Annotated in this window: 15 protein-coding genes; 1 reads left to right on the top strand and 14 read right to left on the bottom strand. The window is 63.5% G+C overall.

Annotated elements, in window-relative coordinates; translation table 11 throughout:
• Positions 1-337: 337 nt before the first annotated feature.
• From metH to J1C52_RS03440, 8 genes are all read right to left on the bottom strand, one after another.
• Entirely contained in the window at positions 338-3,061 is a 2,724-nt protein-coding gene (gene metH, locus J1C52_RS03475) for a methionine synthase (RefSeq protein WP_227426535.1), read from the bottom strand.
• On the bottom strand, positions 3,058-4,107 hold the full coding sequence (locus tag J1C52_RS03470) for a homocysteine S-methyltransferase family protein (protein WP_227426534.1): 1,050 nt from the start codon (positions 4,105-4,107) through the stop codon (positions 3,058-3,060). The genes metH and J1C52_RS03470 overlap by 4 nt, the downstream gene beginning before the upstream one ends.
• Positions 4,108-4,246: 139 nt before the next feature.
• Positions 4,247-4,933 carry an ABC transporter ATP-binding protein gene (locus J1C52_RS03465; RefSeq protein ID WP_227426533.1) on the bottom strand — a complete coding sequence of 229 codons (687 nt, stop codon included), beginning with the start codon at positions 4,931-4,933 and terminating at the stop codon, positions 4,247-4,249.
• Positions 4,930-5,679: an ABC transporter ATP-binding protein gene (locus J1C52_RS03460; RefSeq protein WP_227426532.1), complete on the bottom strand. Its 750-nt coding sequence runs from the start codon at positions 5,677-5,679 to the stop codon at positions 4,930-4,932. Before J1C52_RS03460 ends, J1C52_RS03465 begins: the two co-directional genes overlap by 4 nt.
• The gene (locus J1C52_RS03455; RefSeq protein ID WP_227426531.1) at positions 5,676-6,656 is read right to left on the bottom strand and encodes a branched-chain amino acid ABC transporter permease; all 981 of its coding nucleotides are present in this window, start codon (positions 6,654-6,656) and stop codon (positions 5,676-5,678) included. The genes J1C52_RS03460 and J1C52_RS03455 overlap by 4 nt, the downstream gene beginning before the upstream one ends.
• Entirely contained in the window at positions 6,653-7,573 is a 921-nt protein-coding gene (locus J1C52_RS03450; protein ID WP_227426530.1) for a branched-chain amino acid ABC transporter permease, read from the bottom strand. Before J1C52_RS03450 ends, J1C52_RS03455 begins: the two co-directional genes overlap by 4 nt.
• 99 nt (positions 7,574-7,672) lie before the next feature.
• Entirely contained in the window at positions 7,673-8,803 is a 1,131-nt protein-coding gene (locus tag J1C52_RS03445; RefSeq protein ID WP_227426529.1) for an ABC transporter substrate-binding protein, read from the bottom strand.
• Between the two features lie 53 nt (positions 8,804-8,856).
• A complete protein-coding gene (locus J1C52_RS03440) occupies positions 8,857-9,945 on the bottom strand; it encodes an anhydro-N-acetylmuramic acid kinase (RefSeq protein WP_227426528.1) in 1,089 nt (362 codons plus the stop codon).
• Between the two features lie 65 nt (positions 9,946-10,010).
• On the opposite strand from J1C52_RS03440, the gene tyrS reads away from it, so the two are divergent.
• On the top strand, positions 10,011-11,261 hold the full coding sequence (gene tyrS, locus J1C52_RS03435) for a tyrosine--tRNA ligase (protein WP_227426527.1): 1,251 nt from the start codon (positions 10,011-10,013) through the stop codon (positions 11,259-11,261).
• Positions 11,262-11,529: 268 nt separating this feature from the next.
• On the opposite strand, the gene J1C52_RS03430 is transcribed toward tyrS, so the two are convergent.
• The 6 genes from J1C52_RS03430 to J1C52_RS03405 all read right to left on the bottom strand — a co-directional run bounded on the left by J1C52_RS03430 (position 11,530) and on the right by J1C52_RS03405 (position 17,438).
• On the bottom strand, positions 11,530-11,925 hold the full coding sequence (locus J1C52_RS03430) for a F0F1 ATP synthase subunit epsilon (protein WP_227426526.1): 396 nt from the start codon (positions 11,923-11,925) through the stop codon (positions 11,530-11,532).
• Between the two features lie 57 nt (positions 11,926-11,982).
• Positions 11,983-13,401 carry a F0F1 ATP synthase subunit beta gene (gene atpD, locus J1C52_RS03425; protein WP_227426525.1) on the bottom strand — a complete coding sequence of 473 codons (1,419 nt, stop codon included), beginning with the start codon at positions 13,399-13,401 and terminating at the stop codon, positions 11,983-11,985.
• A 20-nt stretch (positions 13,402-13,421) separates the two neighbouring features.
• Positions 13,422-14,291, bottom strand: a complete 870-nt coding sequence (locus J1C52_RS03420) for a F0F1 ATP synthase subunit gamma (protein ID WP_227426524.1) — start codon at positions 14,289-14,291, stop codon at positions 13,422-13,424.
• 21 nt (positions 14,292-14,312) lie between these two features.
• Positions 14,313-15,851, bottom strand: coding sequence for a F0F1 ATP synthase subunit alpha (gene atpA / locus J1C52_RS03415; protein ID WP_227426523.1), 1,539 nt, complete (start codon positions 15,849-15,851; stop codon positions 14,313-14,315).
• Entirely contained in the window at positions 15,852-16,418 is a 567-nt protein-coding gene (locus tag J1C52_RS03410; protein WP_227426522.1) for a F0F1 ATP synthase subunit delta, read from the bottom strand.
• 258 nt (positions 16,419-16,676) lie between these two features.
• Positions 16,677-17,438: a methyltransferase domain-containing protein gene (locus J1C52_RS03405; protein ID WP_227426665.1), complete on the bottom strand. Its 762-nt coding sequence runs from the start codon at positions 17,436-17,438 to the stop codon at positions 16,677-16,679.
• Positions 17,439-17,482 lie beyond the last annotated feature (44 nt).

The following is a 17,482-nucleotide window of genomic DNA, read 5'->3' as shown; positions in this document are numbered from 1 at the left end:
AGATTCCCGCGCTTCAAGAGCCAATCGTATCTTTTTTGAAATTTCAGGATACGCCCCAGCCCGGCGCTATCGCGGGATGGCTGACATGCGCCTCCGGCGGGGATATTTGGGCAAGGATGAATGGCATATGTCGGCACCGCGCCCTGGTCCGATCGCTCGGGGAGGACGCGGTGCTTTCACCCTTGGCGGCCATCGGGATCCCTCCCTGTGCCGCGGCATCAGAGTGGCGCGAAAAGGTAAAGAAACCCTTTTCATCCTTGCAAAAATATCCCGGGGGAGTCGCGCGGCACGCGCGACGGGGGCAGCGCCCCCGGCGACCTGCGCCAGAAGCGCGCGCTTATTCCGCTGCGACCTTGGCTTTCGCCGCCGGGTCGTAATTCAGCACCGGGGCCAGCCAGCGTTCAGCCTCGGACAGGTCCATGCCCTTGCGTGCCGCGTAATCCGCAACCTGGTCGCGTTCAACCTTTGCCACGCCGAAATAATAGCTGTCCGGATGCCCGATATAGAGGCCGGAGACCGACGATCCCGGCCACATCGCCATGCTTTCGGTCAGGGTGACGCCGGTGGTTGCCTCTGCATCCAACAGCTTGAACAGCGTGCGTTTTTCAGTGTGGTCGGGCTGGGCCGGGTAGCCCGGCGCGGGGCGGATGCCGGCATAGGGTTCGCCGATCAGCTCTTGCGGGGTGAAGCTTTCATCCGGGGCGTAGCCCCAATAGTCGCGGCGCACGCGGGCGTGGAGCGCTTCGGCCATTGCCTCGGCGATACGGTCCGCCAGCGCCTTGACCATGATGGCGCTGTAATTGTCGTTCTCGCGGTCGAAGCGGGCGGCGATCTCGGTTTCTTCGGGGCCGGCCGTGACGACAAAGCCGCCGATATGGTCGGCCACGCCCTGAGGTGCCACGAAATCGGCCAGTGCCAGATTGGGCCGCCCTGCCCGTTTGCTGTGTTGCTGGCGCAGCGTGTGCAGCGTGGCCAGTTCCGTGCCGCGTGCCGCATCGGTGAACAGGCGGATATCGTCGCCGACCGCATTGGCGGGCCAGAAGCCCAGCACGGCGCGGGGGGTAAACCAGCGCTCGTCGATGATGCGTTTCAGCATCGCTTGCGCATCGGTCAGCAGCGCGCGTGCGGCTTCGCCCTGTTTCGGGTCATCGAGGATTTTCGGGTAGACGCCTTTCATTTCCCATGTCTGGAAGAAGGGGGTCCAGTCGATATACTCGGCCAGATCGGCCAAGTCCCAATCGTCGATCACGCGGGTGCCGGTGAATTTGGGCGCGGTGGGCGTGTAGCTGTCCCAGTCGAGCGTCAGCGCATTCTCGCGCGCCTTGGCCAGCGGCAGGCGGTCCTTGGCGGCTTCGGCACGGGCGTGGCGGGCGCTGACTTCGGCATAGTCCGCTTTCAGGCCTGCGATGAAATCGGCCTTGTTCGCGGGTGACAAAAGGTTGCTGACCACGCCCACGGCGCGGCTGGCATCCAGCACATAGACGGCAGGCCCGGAATAGCGCGGGGCGATCTTGACCGCCGTGTGCACTTTTGACGTGGTCGCGCCCCCGATCAGCAGCGGCAGGTCCATGCCTTCGCGTTCCATCTCGGACGCCAGATGCACCATTTCGTCCAGGGACGGTGTAATCAGACCCGACAGGCCAATCGCATCGACCTGTTCGTCCTTGGCCACCTGCAAGATCTTTTGCGGCGGGACCATGACGCCCAGGTCGATCACTTCGAAATTGTTGCAGGCCAGAACGACGCCGACGATATTCTTGCCGATGTCATGCACATCGCCCTTGACGGTGGCCATCAGGATCTTGCCCGCCGACTGGCGCCCCTCGCCGCCGTTCAGGCGTTTTTCTTCTTCCATATAGGGCAGCAGCACCGCCACGGCCTGTTTCATCACGCGGGCCGATTTCACCACTTGCGGCAGGAACATCTTGCCCGCGCCGAACAGGTCGCCCACCACGTTCATGCCGGCCATGAGCGGCCCCTCGATCACGTCGAGCGGGCGTTCGGCGGCAAGACGCGCTTCTTCGGTATCGGCGTCGATGAATTCGGTGATACCGTTGACCAGCGCGTGTTCCAGCCGCTTTTCGATGGGCCAGTCGCGCCACGCGAGGTCGCGCACGCGTTCCTCGCGCTTGCCGCCCTTGAAGCGGTCGGCAAGGTCCAGCAGGTTCTCGGTGGCCGTGCCGCCGGATTTGGGCTTGCGGTTCAGAACGACGTCCTCGCAGGCCTCGCGCAGGTCCGGGTCGATCTGGTCATAGACCGCCAATTGCCCCGCGTTGACGATCCCCATATCCATACCCGCCTTGATGGCGTGATAGAGGAACACCGCGTGCATCGCTTCGCGCACGGTATCATTGCCGCGAAAGCTGAAGGACAGGTTCGACACGCCGCCCGAGACATGCGCATGGGGCAGGTTCTGGCGTATCCAGCGCGTGGCCTCGATGAAATCGACGCCGTAATTGTCATGCTCTTCGATGCCGGTGGCGACGGCAAAGATATTCGGGTCGAAGATGATGTCTTCGGGCGGAAAGCCCACCTCTTCGGTCAGGATGCGGTAGGCGCGAGCGCAGATTTCGGTCTTGCGCGCGAACGTGTCGGCCTGCCCCTTCTCGTCAAAGGCCATGACCACGACCGCCGCGCCATAGGCCATGCACAGCCGCGCCTGTTCGCGGAACTGGTCCTCGCCTTCTTTCATGGAGATCGAGTTCACGACTGATTTGCCCTGCACGCATTGCAGGCCGGCCTCGATCACCTCCCATTTGGAGCTGTCGATCATGATCGGCACGCGGGCGATATCGGGTTCTGCGGCGACAAGGTTCAGGAATTCGACCATCGCCTTTTTGCTGTCGATCAGCCCTTCGTCCATGTTCACGTCGATGATCTGCGCGCCGTTTTCGACCTGCTCGCGCGCGACATCCAGCGCGGTCGCATAGTCGCGGTTGACGATCAGCTTGCGGAACTTGGCGCTTCCGGTGACATTCGTGCGCTCGCCCACGTTCACGAAGGGAATGTCGGGCGTCAGGACAAAAGGTTCCAGACCGGAGAGGCGAAGATAACGGGTCATGCGGGAACCTTTCGCGGAGCAAAGGGAGCAACGGCTTCGGCAATGGCGCGGATATGGTCGGGCGTGGTGCCGCAGCAGCCGCCGACCACGTTCACCAACCCGTCGCGGGCAAAGCCGCCGACTTGGGCGGCGGTCTGCTCTGGCGTTTCGTCATAGCCGCCAAAGGCATTGGGCAGGCCCGCATTCGGATAGGCGCAGGTGAAGGTGTCGGCAACACCGGCAATTTCGGCGATATGGGGGCGCATCGCCTCTGCCCCCAGCGCGCAATTCAGCCCCACGGTGAAGGGCCGTGCATGGGCGACCGAATGCCAGAACGCGGTCGGTGTCTGGCCCGACAGCGTGCGGCCAGATGCGTCGGTAATGGTGCCCGAAATCATCAGCGGCAGGCGGTGGCCGATCTTCTCGAACGCTTCATTCGCGGCAAAGATCGCGGCCTTGGCGTTGAGCGTGTCGAAAATGGTCTCGATCAGGATGATGTCGGCCCCGCCTTCGATCAGACCGTCGATCTGTTGGCCATAGGCGCGGCGCAACTGGTCGAAGGTGACGGCACGAAAGCCGGGATCGTTCACATCTGGGCTGATGCTGGCGGTGCGGTTCGTCGGCCCCACGGCCCCGGCCACGAAGCGGCGCTTGCCGTCCGCGGCCTGCGCGCGCTCGGCGGCGCGTCGGGCGACTTGCGCACCGGCCACGCTCAGGTCATGGATCGCGTCTTCCAGCCCGTAATCGGCCTGCGCGATGGTCGTGCCGGAAAACGTGTTGGTTTCCAGAATATCCGCGCCCGCCATGGCGAATTGATAATGAATATCCTCGATCGCGTCGGGTTTGGTCAGCACCAGCAGGTCGTTATTGCCCTTTTGCGGGTGGTCGGTGTGGTGATGACGGCAGCTTGGGCCGTGGATATGGCCACCACCGGAATAATCCTCTTCCGACAGGCCAAGCGTCTGGATCATGGTGCCCATCGCGCCGTCAAGGATCAGGATACGCTCGGCGGCCAGTTTGCGCAGCTCGTCATAGACCGGGGCTTCGGGCAGAACCATGTCTTTCATCTTGGGCGTTTTCCATCATTGCGGGTTGTGCAGCATATAGCCCCCCGCGATCTGATAAAAAACCCCATGTTCTTCACGCTGAATATGAAAATCATTCATAAAGGACATGTGGCAGACGACAGGCGCACGCCCTGCCCTGCTAGACGCCGATATACGCTTCCGACACATCGGCGCTCAGATCCTCCATAGCGCCCGACCACACGGTTTTGCCGCGTGCCAAGATGACCGCGCTATCGGCCACTTGCCCCAGTTCCCGCAGTGATTTGTCGATGACAAGGATCGACATGCCGCTGTCGTGTTTCAATTGGGCAATGGTGGCCCAGATCTCGGCGCGGATCAGTGGGGCCAGCCCTTCGGTCGCTTCATCCAAGATCAGCAAGCGTGGGTTGGTCATCAGCGCGCGGCCAATGGCCAGCATCTGCTGCTCGCCCCCCGACAGCGAGGCCGCGCGCTGGCCCGTCCGCTCGCCCAAGCGCGGCAACAGCTCTGTCACCCGCGCCATGGTCCAATGGCCGGGCCGCGCGGCGGCGATCAGGTTCTCGGCCACGGTCAGGCTGGCAAAACAGCGCCGCCCTTCTGGCACCAGCCCCAGCCCAAAGCGGGCCGCGCGAAAGCTGGGCAGGTGATGCAGGTTCTGGCCCGCGAAATGCAGCCCGCCTTGCGACGGGATCATGCGGCAGATGGCCTTGACGGTGGTGGTTTTGCCCATGCCGTTGCGGCCCATCAGCGCCAGAACCTCGCCCTCTGCCAGCGTGAAATCCACCCCGAACAGCGCCTGTGACGCGCCATAGCTGGCGGTCAGATTTTCGACACGCAGAAGCGTCATGCCCCGTCCCCCAGATAGGCTTCGCGCACCTCGGGGTTGGCGCGAATGTCGTCAACGCTGCCGGTGGCGATGATGCGACCGTAAACCAGCACGCTGATGCGGTCCGCAAGCGCGAAAACCGCGTCCATGTCATGCTCTACCAGAAGGATCGGCGCTTCGGCCCGCAGCCCGTCCAGAAAGCCCGTGAGCGTCTTCGACCCTTCGGCACCCAGCCCCGCCATGGGTTCGTCCATGACAAAGGCGCGCGGGCGCAGGGTCAGCGCCACCGCGACCTCTAGCTGCCGCCGCTGGCCATGGCTGAGCGCCGAGGTCCGGGTGTGCATCTGCTCGCTCAGGCCCACACGCGCGAGCGCCGCCTCTGCCCGCTCGCGCAAGGCGCGGTCCGCCATGACCTGCGACCAGAACCGCCACACCCGCCCGCTGGCCCCCAATGCGCCCAGAAGCACGTTTTCCAGCACCGTGTCTTCCATCGCCAGCGCCGAAATCTGGAATGTGCGCCCCAGCCCAAGCCGCGCGCGGGCGGGCGTGGCCAAGGCGGTCACATCGCGCCCATTCAGCCAGACCTGCCCCGCATCGGGCCGCAACCCGCCGCTGATCTGGTGAATGAGTGTCGATTTGCCCGCCCCGTTCGGCCCGATCACGGCATGGATTTCGCCCGCGCGCAGGTCGATGGAAATGCCGTCGCTGGCCCGCAGATTGCCGAAGGACTTGGTGATGCCACAGGTTTCCAGAACAATTTCGCTCATGCCTGCCCCTTTGGCCCGCACAAAAGCCCGATCACACCGCCGCGCGCGAACAGCACCACGCCCAGAAGGATCGCCCCCAGCGCGATATGCCAATGCGTGGTCCAGCCGCCAAGGATATGGTCAAGCGCCACGAACAGGATTGCGCCAATGACCGGCCCCATCAACCGCCCGACACCGCCCAAGATAATCAGCACGATCAATTCGCCCGACAGGTGCCAGCTGAACATGGACGGGCTGACAAAGCGGTTCAGGTCGGCAAACAGCGCGCCCGCCAGCCCCGTGATCGCGCCGGAGATGACAAAGGCCACCAGCTTCAGCCGGGTTGGGTCCAGCCCCACGGTTTGCACCCGCACCGGCACTTGGCGCGCCGCGTTCAGCGCCAGCCCGAAGGGCGAGGCCACAAGCCGCGCGTTCAGCCACAGCGCCAGCAGAAGCGCCGCGAAACACAGGCCGAAGAACTGGATGGGCGCGAGCGTGTTCAGCCCCGGAAACTCATTTCGGACATAGATGGAAATCCCGTCCTCTCCGCCATAGCGCGACCAAGAGATCGCGAAGTAATAAAACATCTGCGCGAAGGCGAGGGTTATCATGATGAAATAGACCCCGCTCGTGCGCAGGCTGAGCGCCCCGATGGCAAGCGCGGCAAGGGCCGAGGTGAGGGTCGCCACCAGCCAGATAACCGGCATGGATTTCGTGCCCTCCAGCACCGCGAAGCCCAGATCGAGCGGCATGTAATTCTGCGCATGAAAGGCCAGAATGCCCATGCTGTAGCCGCCGATCCCGAAAAACGCGGCATGGCCGAAGCTGACCAGCCCGCCCCAGCCAAGCGCGATGTTCAGCCCCACAGCAGCAAGCGCCAGGATTGCGGCGCGGGTGGCGAGCGTGATGGTAAACGGCTCATCGACCGCAAGCGCATAGAGCGGCACGGCCAAAAACCCGGCCAGCAGCAGGATGTTCAGATGGCGCTCGCGGATCATGCGCGCGCGCCCATCAGGCCGGTGGGGCGGAAGATCAGCACAAGGCTCATCAGGATATAGACCGCCATGTTGGCGAGCGACGATCCCACCGACATGGCCGTGGCGGGGTCCAGAAACAGGCGGAAGAAGGCGGGCAGAAAGACGCTGCCAAGGGTTTGCGTCAGCCCCACAAGGAGAGCGCCCACAAACGCCCCCTTGATCGACCCGATGCCGCCGATGACGATGGTGACGAAGGCCAAGATCAGCACCGGCTCTCCCATGCCGACCTGCACCGACTGGATCGCGCCCACTAGGGCCCCGGCCAGCCCGGCAAGCGCGGCACCCAAGGCGAAGATCAGCGTGTAAAGCCTTGATATATCAACACCAAGAGCCGCGATCATCTCGCGGTCATTCTCGCCCGCACGGATCTGGATGCCGATGCGCGTGCGCTCGATCAGCGCCCAAAGCGTCAGCGCCACCGCCAGCCCCGCGCCGATCAGCGCCAGCCGGTAAAGCGGGTATTGAATGCCGCCCGGCAGCGTGACGGGGCCGGACAGCCAGTCGGGGATGTCCAGATAAAGCGGGAACGACCCGAAAATCAGCCGCGTGCCTTCGGAAAAAATCAGGATCAGCGCGAAGGTCGCGAGCACCTGGTCCAGATGGTCGGCGGCATAAAGGCGGCGGATGACCAGCATTTCCACCAGAACGCCCGCGACGGCGGCGGCCACAAGCGCGCCTAGAAGCGCCAGCAGGAACGATCCCGTGGCCCCCGCAACGGCGGCCGCTGCAAACGCGCCCACCATGTAAAGCGAGCCATGGGCGAGGTTTATCAACCCCATGACGCCGAAAATCAGCGTCAGGCCCGCTGCCATCAGGAACAGCATGACGCCGGATTGCAGGCCGTTCAGAACCTGTTCGATGATGAGGATCGTTGACATGACAGGGCTTCCCGTCCCGGGCTTGATCCGGGACCTTGCGGACCTCGCACCGACCGCGCGGCCGGCAAGGCCCCGGCTCAAGGCCGGGGCGCCTGGGGCTTAATCCATCTGGCACTCTGCCGCATAGGCGTCGGCATGATCTTCCAGCGCGACCCCGATGATGCGGTTGGTGAAGACATCGCCTTCGCGGATGACCTCGCGCGCGTAGATGGTCTGGATCGGGTGCTGGTTCGGCCCGAAGCGGAATTCGCCGCGGGTGCTGTCGAAATCCGCCTCGCGCAGCGCGGCGCGGAAGGCGGCGTTATCCGACGGGTCGGCCTTTTCCAGCGCCGAGATCAGCAGGTTCGCCGTGTCGAACCCTTGGCTGGCATAAAGCGAGGGCAGCCGCCCGTATTCGGCCTGAAAGCTTTCGACAAAGGCCGCGTTCACCGGAATGTCGATGTCTTTCGACCATTGCGAGGTGTTGACAACCCCCAGCGCCGCTTCGCCCACCGCTTGTAGAATGCCTTGGTCAAAGCTGAAGGCGGGCCCTACCACCGGAATATCCACCCCGCTATCGGCATATTGTTTCAGGAACGAAATGCCCATGCCGCCGGGCAGGAAGAAGAAAACGCTATCGGCGCCCGACGCGCGGATCTGCGCAATTTCGGCCGCGTAATCGGTCTGGCCCAGTTGCGTGTAGATCTCGCCCGCAAGCGCGCCTTCATACATGCGCTTGTAGCCTGTCAGCGCGTCTTGGCCCGCCGGGTAATTCGGCGCAAGGATGAAGCTGTTGGCATAGCCCGCCGTATTGGCATAGGCACCCGCCGCTTCGTGCAGGTTGTCATTCTGCCATGCGACGTTGAAATAATTCGGATGACAGCCGCGCCCGGCCAGTTGCGACGGGCCCGCATTGGGCGACAGATAAACCACGCCCTGATTGACCGCCGCCGGGATCACGGCCATGGCGAGGTTCGAGAAGATGATGCCCGTCATCACATCCACGCGGTCGGACTGGATCATCTTGTCGGCCAGTTGCACGGCGATGTCGGGCTTTTGCTGGTCATCCTCGACCACCAGCTCGATATCGTCGCGGCCCGATTGCGCCAGCGCCAGCAAGAAGCCGTCGCGCACGTCAATCCCCAGACCCGCGCCGCCGCCCGAGAGCGTGGTAATCATGCCGACCTTCACCTCGGCCTGCGCCGTGCTGGCCAGCGCCAGAAGCGCGGTCGTCATCAGCAGTTTTTTCATTTCGTTACTCCCTGTAGGTTTTATTCTTTGATGGACGTTTTGCGCGTGCTTCGTCAAGGATGGCTGATCTGTCCGCCCCCCACTGCCGCCGCCACGCCCGTGGTGCCGGGGCAGGATGTAGGCAAGCCGCGTGCGACCCGCACCGCCAGATGGGCGAAGGCTTGCGCTTCCAGCATGTCGCCACTCAGGCCCAGATCATCGACCGAGACAACGTCTGACGGCACCAGCGCCGCGATCCGGCGCATCAGGTCCGGGTTGTGCCGCCCGCCGCCGCAGACCAACAGGCGCGAAGGGGCGTCAGGCAAGTGTTCAAAGCCCGCCGCCACCGCGCCCGCCGCGCAGGCTGATAGCGTGGCCAGCGCATCGGGCGTGTCCAGATGGGCCACGCGGGTCACAAGGTCCGTCGCGCGGTCCAGCGATTTGGGCGGGATGCGCCGGAAATACCCCTCGGCCAGGTATCCCGCGACAATGGCGTCATCCGTCGTGCCTTGGGCCGCCAGCGCGCCGCCCGTGTCGCGCGGCTGGCCAAGGCGGGTCTGGCAAAGGTCGTCCATGGGCGCGTTTGCGACGCCCGTGTCAAAAGCCAGCAGCGCGCCGGGGTCTTCGGGCCGGTCAAAGCTTGGGTCCACATAAGTCAGGTTGCCGACACCGCCCAAGTTCAGAAAGGCGACCGGCGCGTCGGCCTTCAGATACTTGGCCAATGCGAAATGGTAGAACGGGGCCAAGGGTGCCCCCTGCCCGCCCAGTTGCATGTCGGAGCTGCGGAAATCCCACACGACCGGCAGGCCAGACACCAGCGCCAGAACCGCGCCCGACCCGGCCTGATGCGTGCGCCGCCCGGCCGGGTCATGCGCCAGGGTCTGGCCGTGAAAGCCTACGATCTGGATGCCGGAAAACCGCGCCATCACCTCGGCATGGGCGGTCTCGATCAGTTCAGCAACCGGCTCGACCCCCGGATCGCCGGGCCAAAGCCCTTGGGCCGCGAAGAGCGCCGCGCGCTCGTCTGGCCTGTAGGGACGGAACGCGGTCGGGCCGAAGCCGTGGATCACCTCTCCATCCGTGTCCAGCACCGCGGCATCGACCCCGTCCAGCGATGTGCCCGACATCAGCCCCAAGGCCCGCGTGACCTGTTGTTTCAACATGGGCTTTCCCTTGTCCGCCGCCACGCGTATAGAAACGCGCAATCTGTTGTCCGGGACAAGCGAAAATGACCTACAAGCCGAAATCGGATTTCCTGATAACCCTGATCGAGCGCGGCTTTCTGGCCGATTGCACCGATCTGCAAGGGCTGGACGAAGCGCTTTTGAAAGGCGTCGTGCCCGCCTATATCGGCTATGACGCGACGGCGAAATCGCTGCATGTGGGGCATTTGCTGAACATCATGCTGCTGCGCTGGTTGCAGAAAACCGGGCACAAGCCGATCACGCTGATGGGCGGCGGCACGACCAAGGTGGGCGACCCTTCGTTTCGGTCGGAAGAACGCCCGCTTCTGGACGCGGCCGCGATTGACAGCAATATCAAGGGGATGCAGGCGGTTTTTGCCAAGTATCTGCGCTATGACGATGCGCCCGATGGCGCGATCATGCTCAATAACGCCGAATGGCTGGACGGGTTGAACTACCTCGATTTCCTTCGCGATGTGGGGCGGCATTTCTCTGTCAACCGGATGCTGAGCTTCGAGAGCGTGAAATCGCGGCTGGACCGCGAGCAGTCGCTGAGCTTTCTCGAATTCAACTACATGATCCTGCAAGCCTATGATTTCGTTGAAATCAATCGCCGCCATGGCTGCCTGTTGCAGATGGGCGGGTCGGACCAGTGGGGTAATATCGTGAACGGGATCGACCTTGCCCGGCGCATGGCCGATACCCAGATTTTCGGGCTGACCACGCCTTTGCTGACGACCTCGGACGGGCGCAAGATGGGCAAGTCCCAAGGCGGTGCGATCTGGCTGAATGCCGATATGCTGAGCCCTTATGAATTCTGGCAATTCTGGCGCAACACGACCGATGCCGATGTGGGCCGATTCCTGAAGCTTTACACCGAATTGCCGGTTGCGGAATGCGACCGTCTGGGTGCGCTGGAAGGGTCCGAGATCAACGCGGCGAAGATCATCCTTGCCAACGAGGTGACGACGCTCTGCCACGGCGCCGAGGCCGCGGCGGCGGCAGAGGCAACCGCGCGCGAGGTGTTCGAGAAGGGCGGCGCGGGCGACGATTTGCCGACGCTGACCCTCTCGCCCGCCGATCTGGGCGACGGGGTGTCGATGGCGCAGCTTTTCGTGCGCGCGGGGCTCGCCTCTTCGGGCAAAGAGGCAAAACGCTTGATTGCCGAGGGCGGAGCAAAAGCCAATGACGTCGCCGTCAGCGATGCGGGCCAGATGGTCGATGCGGCAGCACTGGCGGAACCGATGAAGCTGTCGGCGGGCAAGAAGCGGCACGCGTTGGTCGTTCTGGGCTAAGGCAGGTGCGTCACAAACAAAACCGGCCCGCGCCGCGCCGTCGGCGGGCCGGGGACTGCCGATCCTGCCTTCGAGCCTGTGCGCTTTATGGCTGCCATGTCCGTCGAACGCCATAGCTACGCGTATTGATCAACCAATCGGCAGGCCGCGGGACGGCCCGCCGATGGCGCGGCGCGCTTCGCGCTTGATTCCGCGCCAGTTCCAGCGACAAAACAAAAACCCCGGACCTTTCGGACCGGGGTTTTCAAATGCAAATGCTATACTCGGCTTACAGCCCGTCGATGACCCGCATCAGATCATCGGCGGCCTTGTCGAGCGCGTCCTTATCCTCGCCCGAAGCGGAGCCGGCTTTGCCGCGCACCTCTTCAAGGATGCCCTGCAGTGCCGTGCGGGCTTCTTCGCCAGCCGCCGGGAAAGCGCGTTCGGCCAGAACCGTCGTGGCTTCCGGGCTGATCTCGGCGAAACCGCCAGTCACAACGAAACGCTCTTCGCCATTGGCCCCTTCGACCACCAGCACGCCGGGGCGCAGAGTGGTGATGGTGGGCGCGTGGTCGGGCATGGCGGTCAGGTCGCCATCGGCACCGGGGATCTGCACGGCCCGCGCCTGACCCGAGGCCAGCTTGCGCTCTGGGCTGACCAGATCGAATTGCAACATATCAGCCATACGGCCCTCCATTTGGCAGGATCGGGGCGGCGGACCGCCCCATATCCAAGACCCGTCTTAGGCCGCTGCGGCCATCTTCTCTGCCTTGGCGATCACATCGTCGATGTCACCGACCATGTAGAACGCACCTTCCGGCAGGTGGTCATATTCGCCGGCGACAACGGCCTTGAAGGACGCGATCGTCTTCTCCAACGGCACCTGGATGCCGTCAGAGCCGGTGAACACTTTCGCCACGTCGAAGGGCTGCGACAGGAAGCGCTGGATTTTCCGGGCGCGGGCCACTGTCAGCTTGTCCTCTTCCGACAGTTCGTCCATGCCAAGGATGGCGATGATGTCCTGAAGCGACTTGTAGCGCTGCAAGATACCCTGAACGTCGCGGGCCACCTGGTAATGCTCTTCGCCCACGATCTGCGGGTCGAGGATACGCGAGTTGGAATCGAGCGGGTCCACAGCCGGGTAGATGCCCAGTTCGGAAATCGCGCGCGACAACACGGTGGTTGCGTCGAGGTGAGCAAACGAGGTCGCCGGTGCAGGGTCGGTCAAGTCGTCCGCAGGCACGTAGATAGCCTGCACCGAGGTGATGGACCCGGCTTTGGTCGAGGTGATGCGTTCCTGAAGCGCGCCCATGTCGGTGGCCAGCGTCGGCTGGTAGCCCACGGCGGACGGGATACGACCCAGAAGTGCCGACACCTCGGAGCCTGCCTGCGTGAAGCGGAAGATGTTGTCCACGAAGAACAACACGTCGGTGCCCGACTGGTCGCGGAACTGTTCTGCCAGCGTCAGACCGGTCAAGGCCACACGCGCACGCGCACCCGGCGGTTCGTTCATCTGGCCGTAAACCAGCGCCACTTTCGATTCCGACAGGTTGTCGATGTTGATAACGCCGGATTCGATCATCTCGTGATACAGGTCGTTCCCTTCACGGGTCCGTTCACCCACACCCGCGAACACCGAGAAACCCGAGTGCACTTTCGCAATGTTGTTGATGAGTTCCATGATGAGCACGGTCTTGCCCACACCAGCACCACCGAACAGGCCGATCTTGCCGCCCTTCGAGTAAGGGGCCAGCAGGTCGATCACCTTGATGCCGGTGACGAGGATTTCCGACTCGGTCGATTGCGCGTCGAAACCGGGGGCGGGCTGGTGGATGGCGCGCTTTTCAGCGGCTTCCAGCGGTGCGCCTTCGTCCACCGGCTCGCCGACCACGTTCAGGATGCGGCCCAGGGTTGCGTCGCCCACGGGAACCATGATCGGTTCGCCCGAGTCGGTCACGGCCTGACCACGGACCAGTCCTTCGGTCGCGTCCATGGCGATGGTGCGCACGGTGCTTTCGCCCAAGTGCTGGGCAACTTCCAGCACAAGGCGTTTGCCGTTATTGTCGGTTTCCAGCGCGTTCAGGATGGGCGGCAGATCGCCGTCGAACTGCACGTCGACGACGGCGCCGATGACCTGCACAATTTTGCCGTTTGAAGCCATTGTCTTTTTCTCCGGGTTCGTCAGAGCGCTTCGGCGCCCGAAATGATCTCGATAAGCTCTTTGGTGATCGCGGCCTGACGCGAGCGGTTATACTCGGTGGTCAAGCGGTCGATCATGTCGCCAGCGTTGCGGGTCGCGTTGTCCATAGCGGACATCCGCGCGCCCTGCTCGGAGGCGCCGTTTTCCAGAAGAGCGGTGAAGATCTGGGTGGTCACTGCGCGGGGCAGCAGGTCCGCAAGGATCGCTTCTTCGGACGGTTCGTAGTCGTAAAGCGCACCGGCCTCTGCCTCTTCGTCGATCACGGCAGGAATGACCTGCGTGGCCGTCGGGATCTGGCTGATGACCGATTCAAACCGGTTGAAGAAGATGGTCGCGACGTCGAACTCGCCCGCGTCGAACATGTCGAACACCTTGTTCGCCACATCCGCCGCGTTCTGGTAGCCCACGCGCTTGACCTCGCTCAGGTCGATATGGGCGACCAGATGCGCCCCCAGGTCGCGCTTGAGCTGTTCACGGCCCTTCTTGCCGACCGTCAGGATCTTGACGGTCTTGCCCTCTGCGAGAAGCTTGTTGGCCCGTGCGCGCGCCAGCTTCACGATGGACGAGTTGAAGCCACCGCACAGACCCCGCTCTGCGGTCATGACAACCAGCAGATGGGTGTTGTCGCTGCCGGTGCCCGCCAGCAGTTTCGGCGCCGTGTCCGACCCTGCAACAGACGCTGCAAGGCCGTTGACGACCGTGGCCATCTTGTCGGCATAGGGCCGCGCGGCTTCTGCCGCATCCTGGGCGCGGCGAAGTTTCGCCGCCGCGACCATCTGCATGGCTTTGGTGATCTTGCGCGTCGATTTAACGCTCTCGATCCTGTTTTTTAGGTCCTTGAGGCTAGGCATACGCTTGTCCTCTCACCGCCCTCAGGCGAAATCTTTCGCGAATTCGTCGAGTGCTGCGCGGATCTTGTCTTCCAACTCGCCTTTCACCTTGCGGTCATTGACGGTCATGTCGTCCAGAAGCGCCTTGTGCTTACCGCGCAGATGCGCCAGCAGGCCAGCCTCGTAGCGACCCACGTCCTTGACGGCGATCTTGTCCAGATAGCCCTGCGTGCCCGCATAGATGACGCAGACAATTTCCGCGTTGGTCATCGGCGAATACTGGCCTTGCTTCATCAGCTCGGTCAGGCGTGCGCCACGGTTCAGCAGTTTCTGGGTCGACGCATCCAGGTCGGAACCGAACTGCGCAAAGGCCGCCATTTCGCGATACTGCGCCAGTTCCAGCTTCACCGGGCCTGCGACCGACTTCATGGCATTGGTCTGTGCGGACGAGCCCACACGAGACACCGACAGACCGGTGTTCACAGCCGGACGAATACCCTGATAGAACAGTTCCGTTTCAAGGAAGATCTGGCCGTCGGTGATCGAGATCACGTTGGTCGGAATGAAGGCCGACACGTCGCCGCCCTGCGTTTCGATGATCGGCAACGCGGTCAGCGAACCTGCGCCGTGATCTTCGTTCAGCTTGGCCGAACGCTCCAGCAGGCGGGAGTGCAGGTAGAACACGTCGCCGGGGTAAGCTTCGCGGCCCGGCGGACGGCGCAGCAGCAGCGACATCTGGCGATAAGCCACGGCCTGCTTAGAGAGGTCATCATAGATGATCAGCGCGTGGCGGCCGTTGTCGCGGAAATGCTCGGCCATTGCGGTTGCGGCATAGGGCGCGAGGAACTGCATCGGTGCAGGGTCGGATGCGGTTGCAGCCACCACGATCGTGTAGTCGATCGCGCCGGTTTCTTCCAGCTTCTTCACCAGCTGTGCCACGGTCGAGCGCTTCTGACCGATCGCGACATAGACGCAATAGAGCTTCTTGCTCTCGTCGTCGCCAGCGGCTTCGTTGTAGGATTTCTGGTTCAGGATCGTATCGAGCGCCACGGCGGTTTTGCCGGTCTGACGGTCACCAATGATCAATTCGCGCTGGCCACGGCCAACCGGGATCATTGCGTCCACGGATTTCAGACCGGTTGCCATCGGCTCATGCACCGATTTACGCGGGATGATGCCGGGGGCTTTCACGTCCGCGACCGAACGCTTGGTGGTCTTGATTTCGCCCTTGCCGTCGATGGGGTTGCCAAGGCCGTCGACAACGCGGCCCAGCAGCTCGTCGCCGACCGGCACGTCCACGATGGACTTGGTGCGCTTGACGGTGTCGCCTTCCTTGATTCCGCGGTCGTCGCCGAAGATAACGATACCCACGTTGTCGGCTTCGAGGTTGAGCGCCATGCCGCGCACACCGCCGGGGAATTCGACCATCTCGCCGGCCTGAACATTGTCCAGACCATGCACACGGGCGATACCGTCACCGACCGAGAGCACACGGCCCACTTCGGCGACTTCGACATCCTGACCGAAGTTCTTGATCTGCTCCTTCAGGATGGCAGAAATCTCAGCAGCTTGGATACCCATTTATCCGACCTCTTTCATGCTGTTCTTGAGGGCCGCGAGCTGCGCGCGGATCGACGTGTCGATCATTTGCGAGCCCACCTTGATGACAAGACCGCCGATGAGCGATTCATCGACGACCAGTTTCAGTTTGATCTCTTTGCCAACACGCGCTTTCAGCGTCTTGACCAGTTCGGCTTCCTGCGCCTTGCTCAGCGCCTTGGCAGAGGTCACTTCGGCTGTGACTTCGCCCTTTTCTTCCGCGATCATGGCGCGCAAGGCAGCCAGAACCTGCGGCAAGGCAAACATGCGGCGCTTGCTGGCCATCAGGCCAAGCCCGCCCGCCACGGCTTGCGACAGTTTCATCTTCGCACCCAGCGCGGTGATCGCGCGGGTCACGTCGTCGCGGGAATAGATCGGCGAGGAAATCAGGTCGCGCAGCTCTGCGCTGTCGGTCAGCGCGCCATCCAGCGCGTCAACATCGTTTTCCAGCGCCTTCAGCGCCTTGGCTTCCTTCGACAGCTCGAAAATGGCTGTGGCATAGCGCTGTGCGATGCCGGAGGAGATCGAAGCTGGTTCGGACACGTCCACCCTTCCATCTGGTTGCACCGCACCCTGCGCCCTGGCCCGATGCCAGAAGTGCAACGCTGTCGCGGCATGTGAAATCGGCGCGGGTTTAGCAGAGCCCTTTTGATGCTGCAACCGCCAAGGCCACATGTTGGGCCCAAAGCGTGACGAAAACTGCATGTTGGCTGCGCCATTGCATCTTGCGCTTGCGCTATCATGCCCTGGAGCGCCGAAAAACCGCGCATCGGGCCTGTCCGCGGAAACGATTCTTTGCCGCGGTTCCTAGCGTTGGTCGCGCCAGGCCGGACGTGTGCCTGCCGGTTGCGCCACCCCGTCGAGGATTCGCAGCGGGCGGCGGTCCTTCACGGCCAGCCCGCTTGTCGGCGTATCGGCCACGCGGCGCGCGCGCACCACCAGAACGCCGCCTGCCCGCAGCCGCACCATGCGGCTGCCAAGTCGCTCCAGCCACATCGCCCATCGCAGCCAGCGGCGGGTGTCGCGCGGCGGAAAGAACAGCGCGCCGCCCGTGTCGGAAATCTGGAAGCCGTGATCGCGCAAGAGCGTCGCGATCTGGCCGCTGGAATAAGGCCGCCCCAGCGCGAATGGCGTGCCATCCATCCGCGCCCACAGACCCGACCGGTTGGGCAGGATGAACAGCGCCTCGCCGCCCACGCGCAGCACGCGCGCGGCTTCTTCCAGCAGCGCCGCAGGCCGGTCGCTGGTTTCCAGCCCGTGCAGCATCACCAGCCGGTCGATGCTATCGGTCGCAAGCGGCCAGCTGGTTTCCTCAGTCAGGACGGAATGGTTCGCGGCCTCTGCCGGCCAATGCATGACGCCTTGCTGCGCGGGCATCAGCGCGATCACGCGCCGCGCGGGCGCAAGCCACGGGCGCAACAGCGGCACCGCAAAGCCGAACCCCGCCACATCCTTGCCCGCAAGGTCGGGCCAATGCAGCAAACACTGGTCGCGCAACGCCTTTTGCGCCGCCCGCCCCAAGGACGTGGTATAATAGAAATCGCGCAGGGCGATCACGTCATGGTGCATATCGGTCCTCTTGGCCGCGCGTTTGATCTGGCGGCAGGGTCGCG

Origin of the sequence: Roseibaca sp. Y0-43 (genome assembly GCF_020667835.1) — a bacterium.
GTDB lineage: Bacteria > Pseudomonadota > Alphaproteobacteria > Rhodobacterales > Rhodobacteraceae > Roseinatronobacter.
This window is presented reverse-complemented; position numbering and strand designations above follow the sequence as displayed.